The 17,605-nt window shown below is 58.6% G+C and carries 15 protein-coding genes; 10 read left to right on the plus strand and 5 right to left on the minus strand.

Annotated elements, in window-relative coordinates:
• Positions 1-131 precede the first annotated feature (131 nt).
• From PM3016_RS21025 to PM3016_RS21035, 3 genes are all read right to left on the minus strand, one after another.
• On the minus strand, positions 132-962 hold the full coding sequence (locus tag PM3016_RS21025; protein ID WP_013918535.1) for a carbohydrate ABC transporter permease: 831 nt from the start codon (positions 960-962) through the stop codon (positions 132-134).
• On the minus strand, positions 962-1,834 hold the full coding sequence (locus PM3016_RS21030; RefSeq protein WP_013918536.1) for a carbohydrate ABC transporter permease: 873 nt from the start codon (positions 1,832-1,834) through the stop codon (positions 962-964). Before PM3016_RS21030 ends, PM3016_RS21025 begins: the two co-directional genes overlap by 1 nt.
• A gap of 77 nt (positions 1,835-1,911) precedes the next feature.
• Positions 1,912-3,258 (minus strand): ABC transporter substrate-binding protein, encoded by a 1,347-nt coding sequence (locus tag PM3016_RS21035; RefSeq protein ID WP_013918537.1) that lies wholly within the window; start codon positions 3,256-3,258, stop codon positions 1,912-1,914.
• Positions 3,259-3,430: 172 nt separating this feature from the next.
• Here PM3016_RS21035 and PM3016_RS21040 point away from each other — a divergent pair, with 172 nt between their 5' ends.
• Complete coding sequence (locus PM3016_RS21040) at positions 3,431-5,206, plus strand: sensor histidine kinase (protein WP_014370847.1); 1,776 nt, start codon at positions 3,431-3,433, stop codon at positions 5,204-5,206.
• A gap of 44 nt (positions 5,207-5,250) precedes the next feature.
• Complete coding sequence (locus tag PM3016_RS21045; RefSeq protein ID WP_013918539.1) at positions 5,251-6,765, plus strand: response regulator; 1,515 nt, start codon at positions 5,251-5,253, stop codon at positions 6,763-6,765.
• An 82-nt stretch (positions 6,766-6,847) separates the two neighbouring features.
• Here PM3016_RS21045 and PM3016_RS21050 read toward each other — a convergent pair whose 3' ends face one another.
• Positions 6,848-7,600, minus strand: a complete 753-nt coding sequence (locus PM3016_RS21050; RefSeq protein ID WP_041619200.1) for a MerR family transcriptional regulator — start codon at positions 7,598-7,600, stop codon at positions 6,848-6,850.
• Between the two features lie 245 nt (positions 7,601-7,845).
• Here PM3016_RS21050 and dapA point away from each other — a divergent pair, with 245 nt between their 5' ends.
• On the plus strand, positions 7,846-8,736 hold the full coding sequence (gene dapA, locus PM3016_RS21055; RefSeq protein ID WP_014370849.1) for a 4-hydroxy-tetrahydrodipicolinate synthase: 891 nt from the start codon (positions 7,846-7,848) through the stop codon (positions 8,734-8,736).
• Between the two features lie 131 nt (positions 8,737-8,867).
• On the opposite strand, the gene PM3016_RS21060 is transcribed toward dapA, so the two are convergent.
• On the minus strand, positions 8,868-9,224 hold the full coding sequence (locus tag PM3016_RS21060) for a winged helix-turn-helix transcriptional regulator (protein WP_014370850.1): 357 nt from the start codon (positions 9,222-9,224) through the stop codon (positions 8,868-8,870).
• Between the two features lie 128 nt (positions 9,225-9,352).
• Here PM3016_RS21060 and PM3016_RS21065 point away from each other — a divergent pair, with 128 nt between their 5' ends.
• The 7 genes from PM3016_RS21065 (at position 9,353) to PM3016_RS21095 (ending at position 17,586) form a co-directional block, all read left to right on the plus strand.
• Positions 9,353-10,231 (plus strand): alpha/beta fold hydrolase, encoded by an 879-nt coding sequence (locus tag PM3016_RS21065; RefSeq protein ID WP_013918544.1) that lies wholly within the window; start codon positions 9,353-9,355, stop codon positions 10,229-10,231.
• 33 nt (positions 10,232-10,264) lie between these two features.
• A complete protein-coding gene (locus PM3016_RS21070) occupies positions 10,265-10,774 on the plus strand; it encodes a dihydrofolate reductase family protein (protein ID WP_014370851.1) in 510 nt (169 codons plus the stop codon).
• A 230-nt stretch (positions 10,775-11,004) separates the two neighbouring features.
• The gene (locus PM3016_RS21075) at positions 11,005-12,333 is read left to right on the plus strand and encodes an extracellular solute-binding protein (RefSeq protein ID WP_013918547.1); all 1,329 of its coding nucleotides are present in this window, start codon (positions 11,005-11,007) and stop codon (positions 12,331-12,333) included.
• A gap of 79 nt (positions 12,334-12,412) precedes the next feature.
• Complete coding sequence (locus PM3016_RS21080; protein WP_013918548.1) at positions 12,413-13,288, plus strand: carbohydrate ABC transporter permease; 876 nt, start codon at positions 12,413-12,415, stop codon at positions 13,286-13,288.
• Positions 13,289-13,308: 20 nt separating this feature from the next.
• On the plus strand, positions 13,309-14,187 hold the full coding sequence (locus PM3016_RS21085) for a carbohydrate ABC transporter permease (RefSeq protein ID WP_014370852.1): 879 nt from the start codon (positions 13,309-13,311) through the stop codon (positions 14,185-14,187).
• A gap of 47 nt (positions 14,188-14,234) precedes the next feature.
• Positions 14,235-16,004, plus strand: a complete 1,770-nt coding sequence (locus PM3016_RS21090; RefSeq protein ID WP_014370853.1) for a sensor histidine kinase — start codon at positions 14,235-14,237, stop codon at positions 16,002-16,004.
• Complete coding sequence (locus tag PM3016_RS21095) at positions 15,985-17,586, plus strand: helix-turn-helix domain-containing protein (RefSeq protein ID WP_014370854.1); 1,602 nt, start codon at positions 15,985-15,987, stop codon at positions 17,584-17,586. Before PM3016_RS21090 ends, PM3016_RS21095 begins: the two co-directional genes overlap by 20 nt.
• Positions 17,587-17,605: the final 19 nt, after the last annotated feature.

Below are 17,605 nucleotides of genomic sequence, written 5' to 3' on the forward strand. Positions count from 1 at the left end.
GAAATTTATCATACCATATCGAAATAAAGCCAAATGTTAAATGTTAATAAATATATACAAAAAACGGCAGAAGCACGAATTTCTTCGTACTCCTGCCGCTTCCCTCTTATTCCTATGCTCTTCCTTTATCGCTATCCTTTGATGGCTCCGGCCGTCATGCCGCTGACAATGTATTTCTGCGCGAGCAGAAACAGAATCAGCACCGGCAGCGAAGTCAGCGTCAGATCGGCGAACACCAGGTTCCAGTCCCGGCTGAACTTGCCGTAGAAGTTGTAGACCGACAGCGGCATGGTCCAGTTCGAGCTGTCCGTCAGGAAGTAGATCGGTATCGTAATATCGTTCCATACCGACATGAATACCATGATCGCCACCGTCGCGTTCACCGGAACGATCAGCGGGAAGATCACCCGCAGATAAATATCCAGGATGTTCGCCCCTTCCAGGAACGCCACCTCATCCAGCGCTCTCGGGATCGACTTCATGAAGCCCGCATACAGGAACACGCTGAAGGCGCTGTTCATGGCCGTATAGATCAAGACGGCGCTGGTGATCGTGCCGTACAGACCGAGCCACTGGACGACCCGGATCGTGGTGATGATCGACATGGGAGCAATCAGCCCCATGAAGAAGAACAGATAGATGAAATTCGATACCTTCGTGTCGCGGCGTATCATGACGAAGGCGGCCGCCGAAGTGGTGATGATGTTCAGCACCGAAGAGACGCCGGAGATCAGAACGCCGTTCCAGAAGGCCCGCAGCAGGCCGCCCTGCTCGATGACCTGCGCGTAATTCGAGAACATCCACTGGCGCGGAAGCGCCAGCGAGAAATCGAGCACCTCCGAGCTCGTCTTGAAGGAGCCGAGAATCATGATCAGGAGAGGTGCGATGATCGTCAGGGCCAGGAGAATCAGCAGGACCTCCACAAGGCCGGCCTTCCAGTCAATTTTACGCAGGGATGTCATTATTCCTGCACCTCCTTGCGGCGCATATAGAGAAGCAGCGGGATGGAGATCAGCGTCACGGCGATGAACAGCAGGGTGTTGACGGCTGTCCCGAGCCCCCAGTTCCCCTCGCCGAACGCCCGCAGGATGATGGTCCCGATGACCTGGGAGGCATTGCCCGGTCCCCCGCCGGTCAGGACGAACACTTCCGAGAACACCTTGAGGCCCCCGATCAGTGTCAGCATGACATTGATGTTGATCGCAGGCCACAGCAGCGGAAGCGTGATGTGAACGAAGCTGCTCCAGCTCCCCGCCCCGTCGATCCGGGCCGCTTCATAATAGTCCTTCGAGATGGACTGCAGACCCGCCAGATAGATCGCCATCTGAAAGCCGGTATACTGCCAGATCGACAAGCCGCTGATCGTCAGCATGATGATCGACGGGTCGGTCAGCCAGGACATCATCAGGAAATCGAGACCCACGGCATCCAGAATCCCGTTGAGCAGGCCTTCCGAACGCAGCATCGGCGTGAACAGGAGCGAGATGACGAGCACGCTGACAATCGAGGGAGCGTAGAAAATCGCCCGCAGCGCGTTCCTGGTCTTGAGGTTCATGTTCAGCGCAACGGCCAGCAGGATGGCCAGCACGTTCTTCCCGATGACGGTCACCACCGCAAAAATAATCGTGTTCTTGATGGCCAGCAGCAGCGTCTCATCGGTGAAGATGCGTTCGAAGTTATAAAGCCCGTTGAACTCGATGGTCTCCGAGTCCAGCCGCCAATCCGTGAAGGAGTAGAACAGGCCGATCAAGGTCGGCAGCACATAGAACACGACGTAGATCAGAAGGGCGGGCAGCAGCAGATAATAAGAATACAACCGTTTTGTAATACTCATGGACTCACACTCCATACCAATTTGGCGGAAGGAAGCCGTTACGCTCCCTTCCGCCTGCCAGCCGGTGTCCCGCTGTCTCAGAAGCCCGGCATTTTCTTGTCCTTCATAAGCTGGCCGAATTTCTTATCCCAGGCCGCGTATACATCCTTCGGCGTTTTGCCTCCGGCGTACATATCCTGGTACCCCTTCCACAGCTCGGAGATATCGACCGGGAGATAGGCGTCCATCGTCAGCGTCGTTTTGTTCGTCTTGATGTAGTTGTCCACGATCGCCTGCTTGTACGGCGGCAGCTCCGGCGTCTCTATGTCTTTGAAGTTAGAGATGTACTTGTTCGCGGTCACGATCTTCTGCCCCACTTCCGGCGAAGCCAGGTACTCGAGGAATTTCTTCGTCTCCGCTAAGTGCTTGGCCTTCTTCGGTATGAATAACTGGCCTCCGAGCGGGCTGATGCCCATATCGGCGCCTTCCGCATGCGGGATGGCGAACAGTCCGAGGTGAATGTTCGGGTCCTTCTGGACGGCGTCATTGATGAGCCAGTCGCCCATCGCCATCATCGCCACTTCCTTCTTCAGGAACTTGCCGACGGCCATATCGTAGCTGTCGCTGAGCACGTCCTTGTTCGTATAGCCTTTCTTGAACAGGTCGAGCTGCTGCTGGGTAATCGTCTCGAACGCCGGAATTTCGGTCCACTTGCGCTTGTTCGTCGTGAGATCCTCCCACATCTTCGGGTCGTTCTTCTTGGCGTAATCGGCCAGGGCGGCGGCGGTCCAGATATTGGTCGCCCAGGCATCCTTGAACGGCATGAAGATCGGCGTAATGCCTTTGGCCTTGATCTTCTCGCAAACCTCGAGCAGCTCCTCATAGTTCTTCGGAACGGACAGCCCCAGCTCCTTGAAGATATCCTCGTTGTACACCATGCCCTGCTGGCCGGCGTCCTGGTTCAAGTGAAACGCATAGAGCTTCCCGTTCGACGACAGCACGTCCTTGTTGATCAGTCTTGAGGCCCAGGGCTCTGCGTCCAGGGGTTCAAAGTTTTTGCCCAGATTAAGCTCCCTCTCCGCGCTGACGAGGTTGTAGAGGAGGAGGTCCGGAACTTCCCCCACAGCAAGCTTCGTCTGCATGATCGTCGAGATCTGCTCCGAAGGGAGCATCTGGATGTTGACGCGAATGTTCGTCTTCTTTTCGAACTCATCGAGCAGCTCCTTACTCGCATAAGCGGCGTTCTCTGAGCTTTTGCCCAGGGCGAATTCGATCGTAACCTTGTCCCCGGAAGAAGCGCTCCCTCCTCCGCTGCCCGAAGCCCCGGTGCCCGGACTGCCCCCGGATGCGCATCCCACCATGGAAAGCGTTGTCAAGAATGTCAATGTACTCAATGCAACCTTCCGATTCACTTGTTTCAAGCTGTACTCCCCCGTTACTCTCATTTTGTTGTAGACCGGCTATGGACCTCATTATAGGCCCCCCTTCCCCCAAAGTACATGTTCACGGTTGACACTTCATGTGTATAATTATGAACCGACCGGTGCTTGTGAAGCGCTTAAATGGGGTGGTATAGTAAGAAATGATCTTCACCCGCCGGAAAGGAAGGTGCCCCCTATGAACCGCTGGACCGGCAGAATGCCGTTTCCGCTCAGCCTCCAGACGAAGCTCTTCGCCACCTTTTTCCTCCTGCTGGTCTTCGTGCTCGGGTGCTTCCTTGTCTATGTTCAGCTGCTCGTGATCCAGCCGCTCAAGGAAAGGACCGTTCAGGATACGCTCCTGACGGCCTCCAAAGTGACCGGTGGACTGGACAATTACATCGCCATGCAGAATCAGCTGTCCCAGCGCCTCTTGTCCAACCGGGACGTGTTCGCTTTCCTGTATGAGTCGTCTGTTCAAAAAGAGGACTACACGATGGATGATCTCCAGAAGAAACGCGTGCTCAGCGGTCTGATGTTCCAGGCCATCGGGCCCAGCCTGAATATTCACGACATGGTGATCTACAATGTTAAGGGCGACCGGCTCGCTTCCTATGTCGGATACAGCGATATGCCCACCCTGGAGCCCGTGCTGGGAAGCGGGACGCTGCGGAGCAGGCTCGAGAGCAGCGATTATATTCTCTATGCGCCGGCGGACCAGCCCGTCTCCTTCATCCGTTCGATCGTGGATGTGAACGGGACCGCTTACGGCTATCTGTCCATCCAGCTGGACCGCGGGGACATCCGGGCACTCGCCGACGCCGGCAGCATCGGCAGCGTCTATGTCGTCGACAGCAGCGGAACGCTGGTGACGGCCTCCCCCGGCACGGACCTTACACGGCTTGATGGAAGCGGTATCAACTCATCGCAGAGCAGCGGCATCTACCAGGATGCGAAGGGCAATTACGTCGCTTACCATCACTCTCTGCATACAGACTGGACGGTCTTCGTCGTTCAACCCGGTGAAGCCGTGCTCGGTTCGGTCAACTCGGTCCGGAATATCGCCATCCTGTTCCTGGTATGCCTGACCCTGTTCTCGTTTCTTTATATTTATCTCACGTCCAAAAGCCTGGTCCTGCCGATCCGCCGCATCCGCAGCCAGATTGTGCGGCTGACCTACAGCAACCTGAATCTGAAGCAGGACAGCCGGCTGCATAACAACGACCTGCTGCTGCTCAGCGAAGCGTTCCAGGAGCTGCTCGAACGCCTGCAGGACTCGATTGAGCGGGAGAAGCTCGCGGTGCACAAGGAAGCCATGGCGCGCCATTCCGCGCTGCAGGCCCAGATCGCCCCGCATTTTATCCACAATGTGCTGTACCTGATCAGCATCGCCGCACAGGAAGACAAGAAGGAGACCGTCGGCGAGATGTGCAAAAGCTTGTCCGAGAGCCTGAGATATGTCGTGTCCTCGCCGTACGAGCATGTGACCCTGAAGGAGGAAATGGAGCATACCCGCCACTACCTTACCTTGATCGGCCACCAGTATGAGGAGGATCTCACCTGGTCGTTCGACATCGAACCGGCGGCCGAATCCATCCTGCTCCCCCGCCTTGTGATTCAGCCTTTCGTAGAGAACTGCATCCAGCACGCCTTCAACCGGACGGACCCGCCATGGCATATCGGGATCAAGGCCAGGCTGTACAACGGGCTGTGGGCTGTCGAGATCTCCGATAACGGCAGCGGCTTTGAAGAAACGAGCCTAAGGGAGATTCTGAGGAAAACCGGAGACCGCTCCCAGGGGGGGACGGAGCAGGAAACGATTCCTGCAGGCATCGGCAGCATGGGGATCGTGAATACGGTCGGCCGGCTGCAGCTCATGTACAGGAACCGGCTGTTCTTCAATCTCTACAACCACGCCGGCGGCCGGGGCGCCACAATCCAGCTCATCGCGTCCCTGACCCGGGACTTCTACTAGATTCCGGTAGGTACCGATAGATTCCGAGAAAGGAGCTGCAGCCCATGTATCAAGCCATCATCGCGGAGGACAGCAAGCCGATCCAGCGCAATCTGAAATCCCTCCTGGCCGCCTCCGGACTGCCTGTTGAAGTGGCGGCCGCAGCCGCGAACGGTGAGGAAGCGCTGGAGCTGTGCCGGCAGCTTCCCGTCGACATCCTGATCACGGACATCCGTATGCCGAAGATGGACGGTCTGACGCTCATCGACGAAGCCAAGAAAATCAATCCCGGGCTGAAGGCGGTGCTCATCAGCGGTTACAATGACTTTGAATATACGCGCAGGGCGCTCAATCTGCAGGTATGCGACTATCTGCTGAAGCCTGTCGTCCCCGGCGAACTGATGGAGGTGATGCAGCGGGTCGTGGACCGGCTCGGGGAGGAGCGCGCGGCGGACAGCTCTTCGGTACTGGACGGCATCGTGGACCCTGCTGCCTGCGGAACGCTCCACCTGGATGCCTCTTTCCGGGAGGAGCCCAAGCGGGTGTGGGTCCTGCGCCGGCAGCCCTTCACGGTTCCTTCCGACCGCTGGGACCCCGCAGTGATCGCGCCCGCTTTGGCAGAAGCCTGGGGGCAAGCCCCTGTATGGGTGTATCCGACCCGTACGGAAGGGGAGCTCCTCCTGCTCTCGAATGCTTCGCCCGGTGAGCCGTTCCCCGCTGCTCCCGTGCTGCTGGAGAGCCTGAAGCGGGTGCTGGCGGAGTTCCGCCTCGAAGCGTCGGCTGCCTACAGCCCGAAGCCTGCGGAACCCCGGCAGATCCCGGATGAGTACCAACGAATGTCCCGGCTTCTGTACGAGCGTCTTGCGATAGGCAGACCCGTTGTGCTGGATGCCGGACCATCCCTTCAGCCTGCGGAGCCCTATGAGGAGAGTATCGAGCGGCTGTGCGGCGTGTATACCGACATGATCCGGAGGCTGCAGAAGGACCGTTTCCTGCTTCAGCTTGCCGGTCAGCTCAACGCCTGGAAGGAAACCGCCCTCCCCGCCGCCGGGCTTGAGCGGTTTGTTGCACGGCTCGCCGCGGCGTTCGAGGCGTCGCTCCCCCCAGCCGCTGAGGGCGGCGGAAGGAACGTGCTCGAGCAGGCCGGGCGGCTCCTCGGTCAGCCGAGCTACGGCGGGTTCTGCTCGGGTCTGCTGGCGCTGGCCGGCGAATGCTTCGACGAGCTGCAGGCTTCGAACCGCAAGAGCGGCAGCGAGCTGTTCCTGAAGATCGACGAGCATCTGCGGACCAACCTGTACGCGCAGGTGACGATGAACGATCTGGCGCTGAAATTCCATGTCAGTCCCTCCTACATCAGCCGGATCATGAAGAGATACTCGCAGAACACGTTCGTCCACCATTTTCTCGAGCTGAAGATCCACGAGGCGAAGCGGCTGATGGAAGCCCATCCGCAGATGTTAATCAAGGATATCTCGGATGCGCTCTGCTTTCACGATCAGCATTACTTCTCCAAGGTATTCAAGGAGTTCGCCGGCTGCAGCCCTTCTGAATACAGGGCGGCACTGAAGCCATCCGTATAGCAGCGCCAAGCACAAAAAAGCTGGCTCCCTTATGTTCAAGGACACCAGCTTTTTTGCTGCACCCTGGGGCGCGGGAATGCTTTTATGAATTCGCGGCCGCGTACGCTTGCGCCGCCGCATGAAGATAGTACGACAGCCCGGTTTGCTGGGCTTCGAGCATCCCCAGGTGGAAGTCGTCATTCAGGAAAAACTGCGTCTGCGCCGCAAATTCCTTCGGGGCTGCCGGATGGCCGTGCCGATGCAGAAACTCGAGGTGAGCCCGGATCCACTCGCCCACCTGGGCGTCATGATGCTTGACACCGTCCCTCAGGAAATCCGCCATCCCGTTCATGAAAGCCATGGCCTCCCGGGCTTGCTCATTCATCCCCTGAACCTCCGCTTCGCCAACCTGCAGAGGCTCCATGCCGTACGTTTCTGCCAAATGCTGATTTTGCCCGGACAGCGCCCGGTTCCATTCATCCTCGCTCCCGAAGCCTTTGAACAATGCTTTGTCATCCATAGGGGTTCCCTCCTTCATTGCGGCAATCGATTGCCGTAAAGTGTGCAGGATCGTGTCCAGTCTTTGCCGGCGGGCGGCAAGCAGCTCCTCCTGCTGCGACAGAACGGACAGCCGGTCCGCATGCTGATTCATCATTTGCTTGATTTGCTCCAGGGGCAGTTCCAGCTCCCTGTACACCAGAATCTCCTGCAGACGCTCCAGCTCTGTCGGTCCATACAGCCGATAACCGGCCTCACTCACCTTGCCGGGCATCAGGAGACCGATCCGGTGATAATGATGCAGCGTCTTGATCGTCACACCTGACAGATCCGATACTTCTTTCACCGTGTACAACAACTTGGTTATGTTCCCTCCCTTCTGTATGCAGTGTAAGGTCTTCCCCAAGAGGAGAGTCAAGCGGCAGTCATGGACTTCAAAACAAAGTCCGAACAAATGCGAAACCCTCTGCTCGGGTTATGGTCATTGCAGTCATTGCAGTCTCCATCGATATTTTTGATCATGCTCATCACTTATTGTAGATAACACCGATACCAAACACCATGTTACGATAAGGTCACTGGAGAACCTGAGGAGGAAAAGGGATGCTGAATGAAAGGGATCTGAAAGGGATATATGTACCGGTGGTGACCCCCTTCCTGCCGAATGCAGAGCTCGATCTGGATTCTTACCGGAACTACGTGGAGAAGCTGTTGGAAGAAGACATTCAAGGATTGGTCATTAACGGTACCACCGGGGAATCTCCTACCGTGTCTTGGGAAGAGGTGGTGGAGCTCGTAACCACGACGAAAGAGTGTATGTCTGCGAAGCGGAATCCCTTGCCGCTTGTCATTGGGACAGGAACGAATGACACCGTATCAACGGTGAAACGGACGGAAATGGCTGGAGTCATCGGCGCGGATGCGGTCCTGGTCGTCACCCCCTATTACAGCCGCCCCTCTCAAGAAGGCATTCTTGAACATTACCGGAGAGCGGCACAGGTCGGAGTACCGGTCATTGCCTACGAGGTCCCTTCCCGCACCGGTGTTCGGCTAACCGCGGATACGATCAAGAGGATTCTGGATTTGGACGGAGTCATAGGTTTAAAAGACAGTTCGGGCGGCACCGGGCTCCACTCCGAGTTGACACGCCTTGGTACGAAGCCTGTTCTTTGCGGGGAGGACCTTTACTTTCATGCGATGCTAAGTCAAGGAGCCAGCGGAGGAATCCTTGCATCCGCCAATGTGAATACGTCCGCCTTCATCGATGTCTATCGTCTTGCCAGTCAAGGCAACTTGGCCGGCGCCAAACAGCAGTTCGATCTCCTGGTTCCCCTCATCCGAAGGTTATTCCAGGAATCCAACCCGGCACCTCTGAAGTGGCTGCTGGCCCGGCAGGGCATCCTATCCTCGGACACCGTCCGTTTACCCATGGGACCCATCACGCAAGCATTGCAGCAGGAATTGGAACGAACGATACGGAATTCCGCAGAATAACGGGATTACCGCATTACAGCTCAGCGTCGGCTGCTCCTAATCTTGAGTCCTTATTTTTACAAAAAGGCATAAGCCCGGTTTATCGGACTTATGCCTTTTTGTGCTGCCGCAAGTTACCTATAAGGGATTCCTTACTCTGCTGCAGCCGTATCCCACGTGTCCGCCTGTTTGCCCGGGCAGGTCAGCTCCGACTGCGCCCATGCCCGCATCGCGGCAAAGATCGGCTGAAGCCGCTTCCCGCGTTCGGTCAGCTCGTACTCAACGTGCAGGGGCACGCCGGGGTAGAGCGTGCGCGTCACGATGCCCTGCTCTTCGAGCAGCCGCAGCCGCTCGGTCAGCGTCTTGGGGCTGATCGGATGCAGGGAACGGCGCAGCTCGCCGAACCGCTTGATCCCGTTGAACAAATCCCGCAGGAGAAGCAGCGTCCACTTGCCGTCGAGCAGCTTCAGAACGGGTTCAATGGCGTCCGGACAATTCCGGTCGATCATCGTCATCCCTCCGTAGTTCATTTTGTGAAACTACTGCACCTTTTTGTAACTACTTTTCAAATGTACCATGGCTGGCTATGATTGGGAAAGAAAAAGCACTGATGCGCTCAGGGCCGAAGGAGGCTGACATGAAAAGACCATTCCAAGTGGATTCGGCAGAGTACCCGTTCCGGGACCACTGGCTGCCTTACCGTGACGGATTCATACACTATGTTGACGAAGGACAGGGACCGGCCGTGCTGCTCTTGCACGGCAACCCCACCTGGTCCTACCTGTACCGGAATATCATCAAGGAGCTGCGCGGGCCATTCCGCCTGATCGCACCCGACTACCCTGGACTCGGCATGTCCAAAGCGCCTTCCGGTTATGGCTTTACGCCGCAAGAGCATGCCGAAGCCGTCACTGAGCTCATCTCCCGCCTGGAGCTGCAAGACTTCATCCTTGTGGTCCAGGATTGGGGCGGACCCGTCGGCCTACGCTATGCGGTCCGGCACCGAGACAACCTCCGCGGCCTTGTCGTGATGAACACCTGGGCCTGGCCCGCGAAGCGCCTCCCGATGAAGCTGTTTTCACTGGCCATGGGCGGCTGGCCTCTCGGGTATTGGCTGCAGACGCGGCGTAACTTTTTTGCACGGGTCATTATGCCCAGCGGCATTCACCACAAGAGCAAGGTGACCGACAGCCTGAAGCGCGCTTATACCGACCCCTTCCCCACACCGGCTTCCCGGAAGCCGACCTGGGTCTTCCCCCGGCAGATCCGCAAAGCCGGGCCGTGGCTCGCCGAGCTGGAAGCGGGACTCGGGCAGCTCTCCGGCGTGCCCGCTCACATCCTCTGGGGAACGAAGGACAGCGCCGGCTTCCCGCTCGAGGAGATGAGGAAGTGGCAGAGCTATCTGCCGAATCACGAGACCGAGATCCTGGAGGACGCTTCGCACTATGTACAGGAGGACCGGCCGGACCGTGTCGCAGCCGCGATCCGGAGCGTCCATCAACGGAGTATAATCTAAAATCCATATTCCCATTTCCAAGGAGGAGTTTCTATGAAAACCATACTATGGGCCGCCTTAACCGCCAATGGCAACTATGCGCAGTCCAGTCCCGAGAACCCGCCCAAACCGGAGGCTTTCGCCGATTTCGTGACACAGGCCCAAGCGGCCGGCAATTTCATGGTCGGCCGCCGCACGTTCGAGGCTTTGCTGGCCGGGGGAGGCGAGAGCGCCTTAGACGGTTTGGACATCGTCGTCGTCTCGAAGGGCGCCCAGGCGATGCCTGGCGTCACTTTGGCTCGCTCGCCGCAGGAAGCCCTCGCCTTCCTGGAGCGGCGGGGACATCGCGCCGCTCTCCTCTCCGGAGGCGCGGACCTGCATAACGCTTTCCTGGAGGCCGGGCTCGTCGATGAGATCATCTTCGTCATCGCTCCCGTGCTGGAAGGCAAAGGCTTGAATCTCCTGATCGATCAGGAGAAGTATACGTACAAGAACGTCGAGCTCCTTGACTGCAAGCCGCTGGGCGGCGGCGTCATTCAACTGCGGTATGCGGTTGGCAGGTAGCGTATCAGGAGGTTCTTAAACACGGAGGATCGATCTCCATATTCCATCGACTCAAACCATCAGAGGCCGCCGTTATGGGCGGCCTTGCTGTTTTCAATGAGCTGGTTTGAACCGGCAGCTTGTCTCATCCGATCATTTTCTACCCTCCTCCTGATCTCGCTCTCCTACCGTAATCCGACAGATTTCGTACAATAGACATATACACGACTCAGGAATACAGGAGGGCAATCATGAAAAAAATCACCTCATTCTCAGCCGCGATGCTGGCTGCGTCCGTACTGCTCGCCGGCTGCGGCGGCGGCGATCCGGCGGCGGAAGGCTCGGGCTCCGCATCCGGCGGCGCGGACGGCAAGGTCAAGCTGACCTTATGGCATAACTGGTCCGGCCAGGACGCCAAGGCGGTGGCGATGCGCAAAATCCTCGACGACTTCAAGGCGGCCAACGCCGATATCGAGCTCGAGGTGGAAGGACTGCCGACGGACGGCCTGAAGACGAGACTGAAGACAGTGGCCGCGGCCAACGAGATGCCGGATCTGTTCGTGATGTGGCCCGACGCCATGACCAAGGAGTTCGTCGCGGGCAATCTGCTCCAGCCGGTCAATGAATTCCTGGATTCCAAGCCGGAGTGGAAAAACAACTTCATTCCGAACGCCCTTGACGGATACACGGTGGACGGCAAAATCTACTCCGTTCCGATGAACCTGTCACCGAGCTCCTTCATCTACTACAACCAAGCCCTGTTCGACCAGCATGGCGTCAGCGTGCCGAAGACCTGGGACGAGCTGCTCGCCGCCGTCAAGACCTTCAACGACAAGCAGATCATTCCGATCGCGCTGGGCAACAAGGCCAACTGGGCGGTGCAGTCCACGATCTTCAGCGCCGTGGCCGACCGGGTAACGGGAACCGACTGGTTCCTGAAGGCCGTGAAGCAGGACGGCGCGAAGTTCACGGACCCGCAGTTCATCGAGGCCTTGAACAGGCTGAAGGAGCTCGGCGATGCCAAGGCGTTCCAGACCGGCTTCAACAGCATCGACCAGAACCAGATGAGACAGCTGTATTTCCAGGGGAAAGCGGCCATGTTCATCGACGGCGGCTGGGCCATGGCCGATGTGGTCGCCAACGCGCCCAAAGAGGTGCTGGCTCAGACCCACGTAGCCCTGCTCCCTCCGATCCCAGGCGGCAAAGGCGAAGCGCAGTCGACCTCCGGCGTGGTCGGCACGGGCCTTGGCGTGAGCCAATCCCTGAGCGGCGCCAAGAAGGATGCCGCCCTCAAGCTCTTCTATGCGCTGGCCGGTCCGGAAGGCCAGCAGGCGACGCTGAACAGCAGCACGCTGGTCAGCTACAAGCTTGAGCTCGATCCTTCCAAAGCGCATCCGCTGTTCGTAGAGCTTCATGAGCTGATGAAAACGACGAAGCTGAGTCCGGTCTACGACGCCAAGCTGAGCTCCGCTGCGGTCGAGGTCATTAACAACAGCCTGCAGGAGCTGCTGATGGGCGGAAGCCCCGAGGCCGTCGCGAAGAAAATTCAGGATGCACAGGCCGGAGCGCTCGGCAAATAACGTCAGGCCCCGAACCTTCCAGCCCTCCACTGCGGTGGCAGGGCTGATTCCACTTACGAGCCAAAGGATGTGAACCCTTTTGAATACGATTGCCGTGCGCAGATTTGTTGTGCTCAGCCTCACCCCCGCTCTGCTCATTTATGCTTTGTTCGTGTTCGTCCCGGTCATCTGGTCCAGTTATTACAGCTTCTTCGACTGGAAAGGGATCGGTGCGGCCAAGTTCATCGGCCTCCGCAACTACGCCGAGATCATCCAGGATCCCATCTTCTGGCGCGCCTTGAAGAACAACGTGATCTTCGTCCTGGTCTCGGTCTTCGGGCAGCTCCCCGTCGCGCTGGTCCTCGCCATTGTGCTGCATAAGAGCAATGCCCTGCAGCGGTTCATCCGCTCCGCCGTGTTCGTCCCGATGGTGCTGTCCTCCGTGGTCATCGGGATGATCTGGCAGTATATCTACCATCCGCAGATCGGCATACTGAACTTTTTGCTGGATAAGGCGGGTCTGCCGCACTGGAAGCTCGAGTGGCTGTCCGATGCCAAGATTGCGATCTTCGCGCTGGCCCCTCCCCTGGTCTGGAGCTTCGTAGGACTCTATCTCATCATCTTCATCTCGGCCTTCCAGAATATCCCCGGCGACATTCATGATGCGGCCCAGATCGACGGCGCGGAGGGCGCACGCAAGCTGTTCTCCGTCACGCTGCCCATGATCTGGAGCACCGTGCAGATTGCGATCATCCTGTGCATCTCCGGCAGCCTCAAGTCCTTCGACCTTGTCTATGTGATGACCAAGGGCGGACCCGCCCACGCGACGGAGCTGCTCGCGACCTACATGTACAATTCGACGTTCTCTTCCTACCGCTACGGGTTCGGGAGCGCCATATCCACGTCGATTGTACTGATCTCCCTGATCTTCATCGGTCTCAGCCAATGGCTCACCAGCCGCACATCCAAAAAGTAATCTGAGAGGAGGAACCTCCCATGCATCCGACCGCCGTACAGCCGAGGCCCGCTCCCCTTGCCGGAGGACGCCGCTTCCCCCGCGCGTGGAAGCAAGGAACCCTTTGGACGTTCCTGACACTTTATGCTATGTTAACGTTATACCCGCTCTTCTGGCTCGTCATCTCTTCGTTCAAGTCGAATGCGGAGTTTTTCAACCGGCCGTTCGCCCTGCCCTCTTCCTGGCAGTTCACCAACTTCGTGACGGCCTGGCAGTCCTCGAAGATGGGGCTCGCCTTCTTCAATTCCATTATCGTGTCGGGAGCTTCCCTGGTCCTGACGTTATTCGTCACCTCCCTCGCGGCGTATGTGCTGGCCCGCCTTCCGTTCCGATTCAAGGGGGCCGTCCTGACCTTCTTTGTGATCGGCATGCTGATTCCGATTCACAGCACCCTGGTTCCGCTCTTCATTCTGATGAAGCAGATCGGGCTGCTCAATTCGTACTGGGCCCTCATTTTGCCGTATACGGCCTTCGCTCTGCCGACAGCCATCTTCGTCTTGACCGCTTACCTCTCTTCGGTGCCCAAAGAAATCGAAGAAGCGGCTTATATCGACGGTACCGGCCTGTGGGGCGTCTTCTGGCGGATCATGCTGCCGATCTCGCTGCCGGCGCTGTCCACCGTCATCATTCTCAGCTTTCTGCATTTTTGGAACGACTTTTCGTTCGCTCTTGTGTTTATCAGCAAAAGTACATTGAAAACGCTGCCGCTCGCCATCGCCAACTTCGCCGACGGCTACCAGACCGACTACGGCCTGACGCTCGCCGCCATGACCATGGCCATCCTGCCGACGATCGGGGTCTATCTCGCCTTCCAGGAACAGGTGATGAAAGGCATGACGGCGGGCGCGGTCAAAGGCTGAGGGCAGCCCTTCATATCCACAACAACGACCCGGGGAGGAATACAGGTATGCGGCAATGGTTAGGCTCATCCCTGCGGCGCAAGCTTTCGCTGATCATGCTCGTCACGACCCTGCTTCCTCTGCTGTTCCTGGGTACGTTCGCTTTCACGACGTCTTCGCGCATCACCGAGGAGAAAGCCAAGCAGGCGGGGCTCGACACCCTGTCGCAGATGGAGGCCAAGTTTCGATTTATCCTGGGGGATGTCGAGAACATGTCCCTCTTCCTCATCGGTCAGCGGGAGATTCAAGCCTATATGAGCAGGCCTGACGACAGCATCGAAGATCAGGTCCGGATCCTCGGCACGATGACGAACCTCGTCTATTCCAAGGACTATATCTCCGATATCACGATTTATCCGGCCGGCGGCGCGGCGCCCCTGTCCACTTCGACCGTCTACAAGTCGGAGCTCAGCAATCAGGTCGATATCCGTCAAGTGAAGGATAAGATGTGGACGGGACTGTACTCGATCGAGAATTACCTCGGGGAGCGCAGCGTATTCTCCTTCATCCGTCCCTTCCGGAGCTACAATAACTACCAGACGCTGGGCTGGCTGTCCATCACGCTGGATGAACAGGAGCTCTCCCGCATCTGGTCGGAGCCGCAGCTGGCGCAGGGGCACGGCCGGGTGGCGCTGCAGAACGGACAGGGGGAGATCGTGTCCGCCTCGGACAAAAGCTGGCTGTCCCGCTCCGGGGAGTCGCTGTTCCCCGGCCTGGCGGCGGGGATGGGGGCCGCTCCGAAGGGACAGCGGACGCTGGGCGAAGGAAGGGATGAGACCAGTGTCCTGTATGTCAGGGAGCCGCTGTTCGGCTGGACGATCCTGGGCGTCATTCCCGCCGAGATGTACACCGCCCAGAACCGCTACATTCTGCAGCTGACCGGCATTGCCATCGTCCTTGCCGTCGCGGCGAATGCCGCCCTCACCCTGTTCGTCATCCAGCGGGTCACCAATCCGCTCCGTGCGCTGACCCGGCTGCTCTCGAAGGTGGATCCGGATGCGCCGCTGCCCCGGTACCCCGAAGAGAGCCGCGATGAGATCGGCCGTCTCGCCCGGAGCTACAACCGGCTGGGCCTGCACATCGAGCAGCTGAAGACCCAGCTGATCCAGGGCGAGACCCGCAAGAAGGAAGCGGATATGCGGGCCCTTCAGGCGCAGATCAACCCCCACTTTCTGTACAATACGCTCTCCTCCATTCACTGGATCGCCCTGCTGACGGAGGAGCACCGCATCGCCCGGATGGTGGGGGCCTTGAGCGATTTTCTCCGGTTCAGCCTCAACAAAGGCAGGGAGTTCTGCACGGTCGCCCAGGAGCTGGCGCACATCCGCAACTATGTGCAGGTCCAATCGATCCGCTTCCCGGATGAATTCAAAGTGGATTTCATCGTCGACGAACGGCTGAACGAGACCTATATGCTCAAGCTGCTGCTCCAGCCGCTGGTGGAGAATGCCATGATTCACGGTATTCAGAACAAGGAAGCCCCGGGCGTCATCTCCATCTATGCGGAGCAAAAAGGCTCTGTCATGAGCTTCAAGGTCATGGACGACGGAGCCGGCATGACGGAAGAGCGCCTGCGCGAGGTGACGGAGAGCCTCGGCGGCAGGCCGGCAGCCGGAGCGCCTGATGCCGGATACGGGCTCCGCAACGTGCATGAACGGCTGGAGCTGCACTACGGAAAGGGCTGCGGCCTTGTGATCGAGAGCCGGCCGGACGCCGGCACCTGCGTATCTTTTTCGATTCCGGTGATGGAGGAACCTCATGAAGATCCTGATTGTTGACGACGAAGTCATAATTCGTACGGGGCTGGCGAAGGTCATCAAGTGGAAGGAGCTCGGGCTGGAGCTGCTGAAGCCTGCGGCATCGGCCGAGGAAGCGCTGCAGCGGCTTCCGGAGGAGCGGCCCCATATCCTCATGACGGATATCCGGATGAAGAAGATGAACGGTCTCCAGCTGGCGGAGAAGGCCAAGGAGATGCTTCCCGAGCTGGAGACGGTCATCCTCTCCGGGTATGACGATTTTGCCTATATGAGGCAGGCGATCCGCCAGGATGTCTCCGATTATCTGCTGAAGACGAGCGGCCCCGAGGAGATCATCAAGACCGTGCTTCAGGTCAAACAGCGGATCGAGGACAAATGGAAGAGCCGGAACGAGGATGACTACAAAAACAGAGAAATCCGGGGCCGCCTCTTCGAGCAGTGGATCATGGAGGGCGAAACCGCGGCTGCCGATCCCCGTCTGCTCCCCTATTATCTTCCCCATCTGTTCGGCGCGGGGGAAGCGGCGGAAGGCGGGATGCAGGTGTTCGTTCTGACGGCCGAAGGCTGGGGTGCTTCCCCTTCCGCCTCCTCCCTGCTCCTGTTCGCGGTTCATAATATGCTGAATGAGCTCCTGCAGGGAGAGACCCTGATCTTCAAGCAGCGGATCATCCTGGCTCTCCGAAGGGATCGGCGCGACCCTTCCCCGATGGACTCCCTGCTCCCCGTCGTGCAGAAGATCGAGCGTCTGCTCAAATGCAGCGTATGCGTGGCCGCCGGCAGAAGCGGGCGGCGCCCCGAAGACCTTCATGCCTCATACTTGACCGCCCAATATGCCATGGGCTATAAGACGCTGCTGGATCAGCCGCTGATCGACTATGCCCAGATCTCCGGGCGCCGGGGCGGCCGGACGGTGTGCACGCTGGAGGAGGAGAAAGAGCTGTCCGCCATCCTCCTCGAGGAGGATTCGGTCGGACTCAACGGCTGGGTGCAGCGCTATCTGCAGCCGGAGCTCGAAGATCCGCAGGCGACCGTCGAATCCATCGAAGCCTTGATCCGTTCGGCCGCCCTCTCCGCCCACCGCTGGCTCGAGAGGGTGCTGGCCGCTACCGGGCAGAACGGAACGGCCGCCGATCAGGTGCAGCCGCTGGTGCTCCCAGCCGGCCATGGGCTCAAGGACGCTTTGTTCCAGCACCTGCTGTCCGTCATGGAGCTGTACCACCACCATCTGGCCGGGGGCCGCGCCGCGCACACCCGCAGGGCGATGGCTTATATCCGGGAACACTTGGGAGGCGACGTCAGTCTCCAGCAGGTGGCCAGACACGTTCACCTGCACCCCAGCCATCTGAGCGAAGTGTTCAAGAAGGAAGCCGGGATGACGTTCGGCGATTACGTCACGAGGCAAAAAATCGAGCGGGCCAAGGAGCTCCTTACCGTGTCCCCTGCCAAGGTGGCCGAGGTAGCCGGCGCGGTCGGCTTTGAGGATATCAAGTATTTCAGTCAGGTGTTCAAAAAGTTCACCGGCCGGACGCCGAGCGAATTCAGGGAGGATGCGGCGGCCCGGCATGCGGCGCCTTCCTCCCCGATAGATTCGCACATCAGTTAAATCTGCACATCAGCTAAAG

Source organism: Paenibacillus mucilaginosus 3016, assembly GCF_000250655.1.
Classification (GTDB): domain Bacteria; phylum Bacillota; class Bacilli; order Paenibacillales; family NBRC-103111; genus Paenibacillus_G; species Paenibacillus_G mucilaginosus.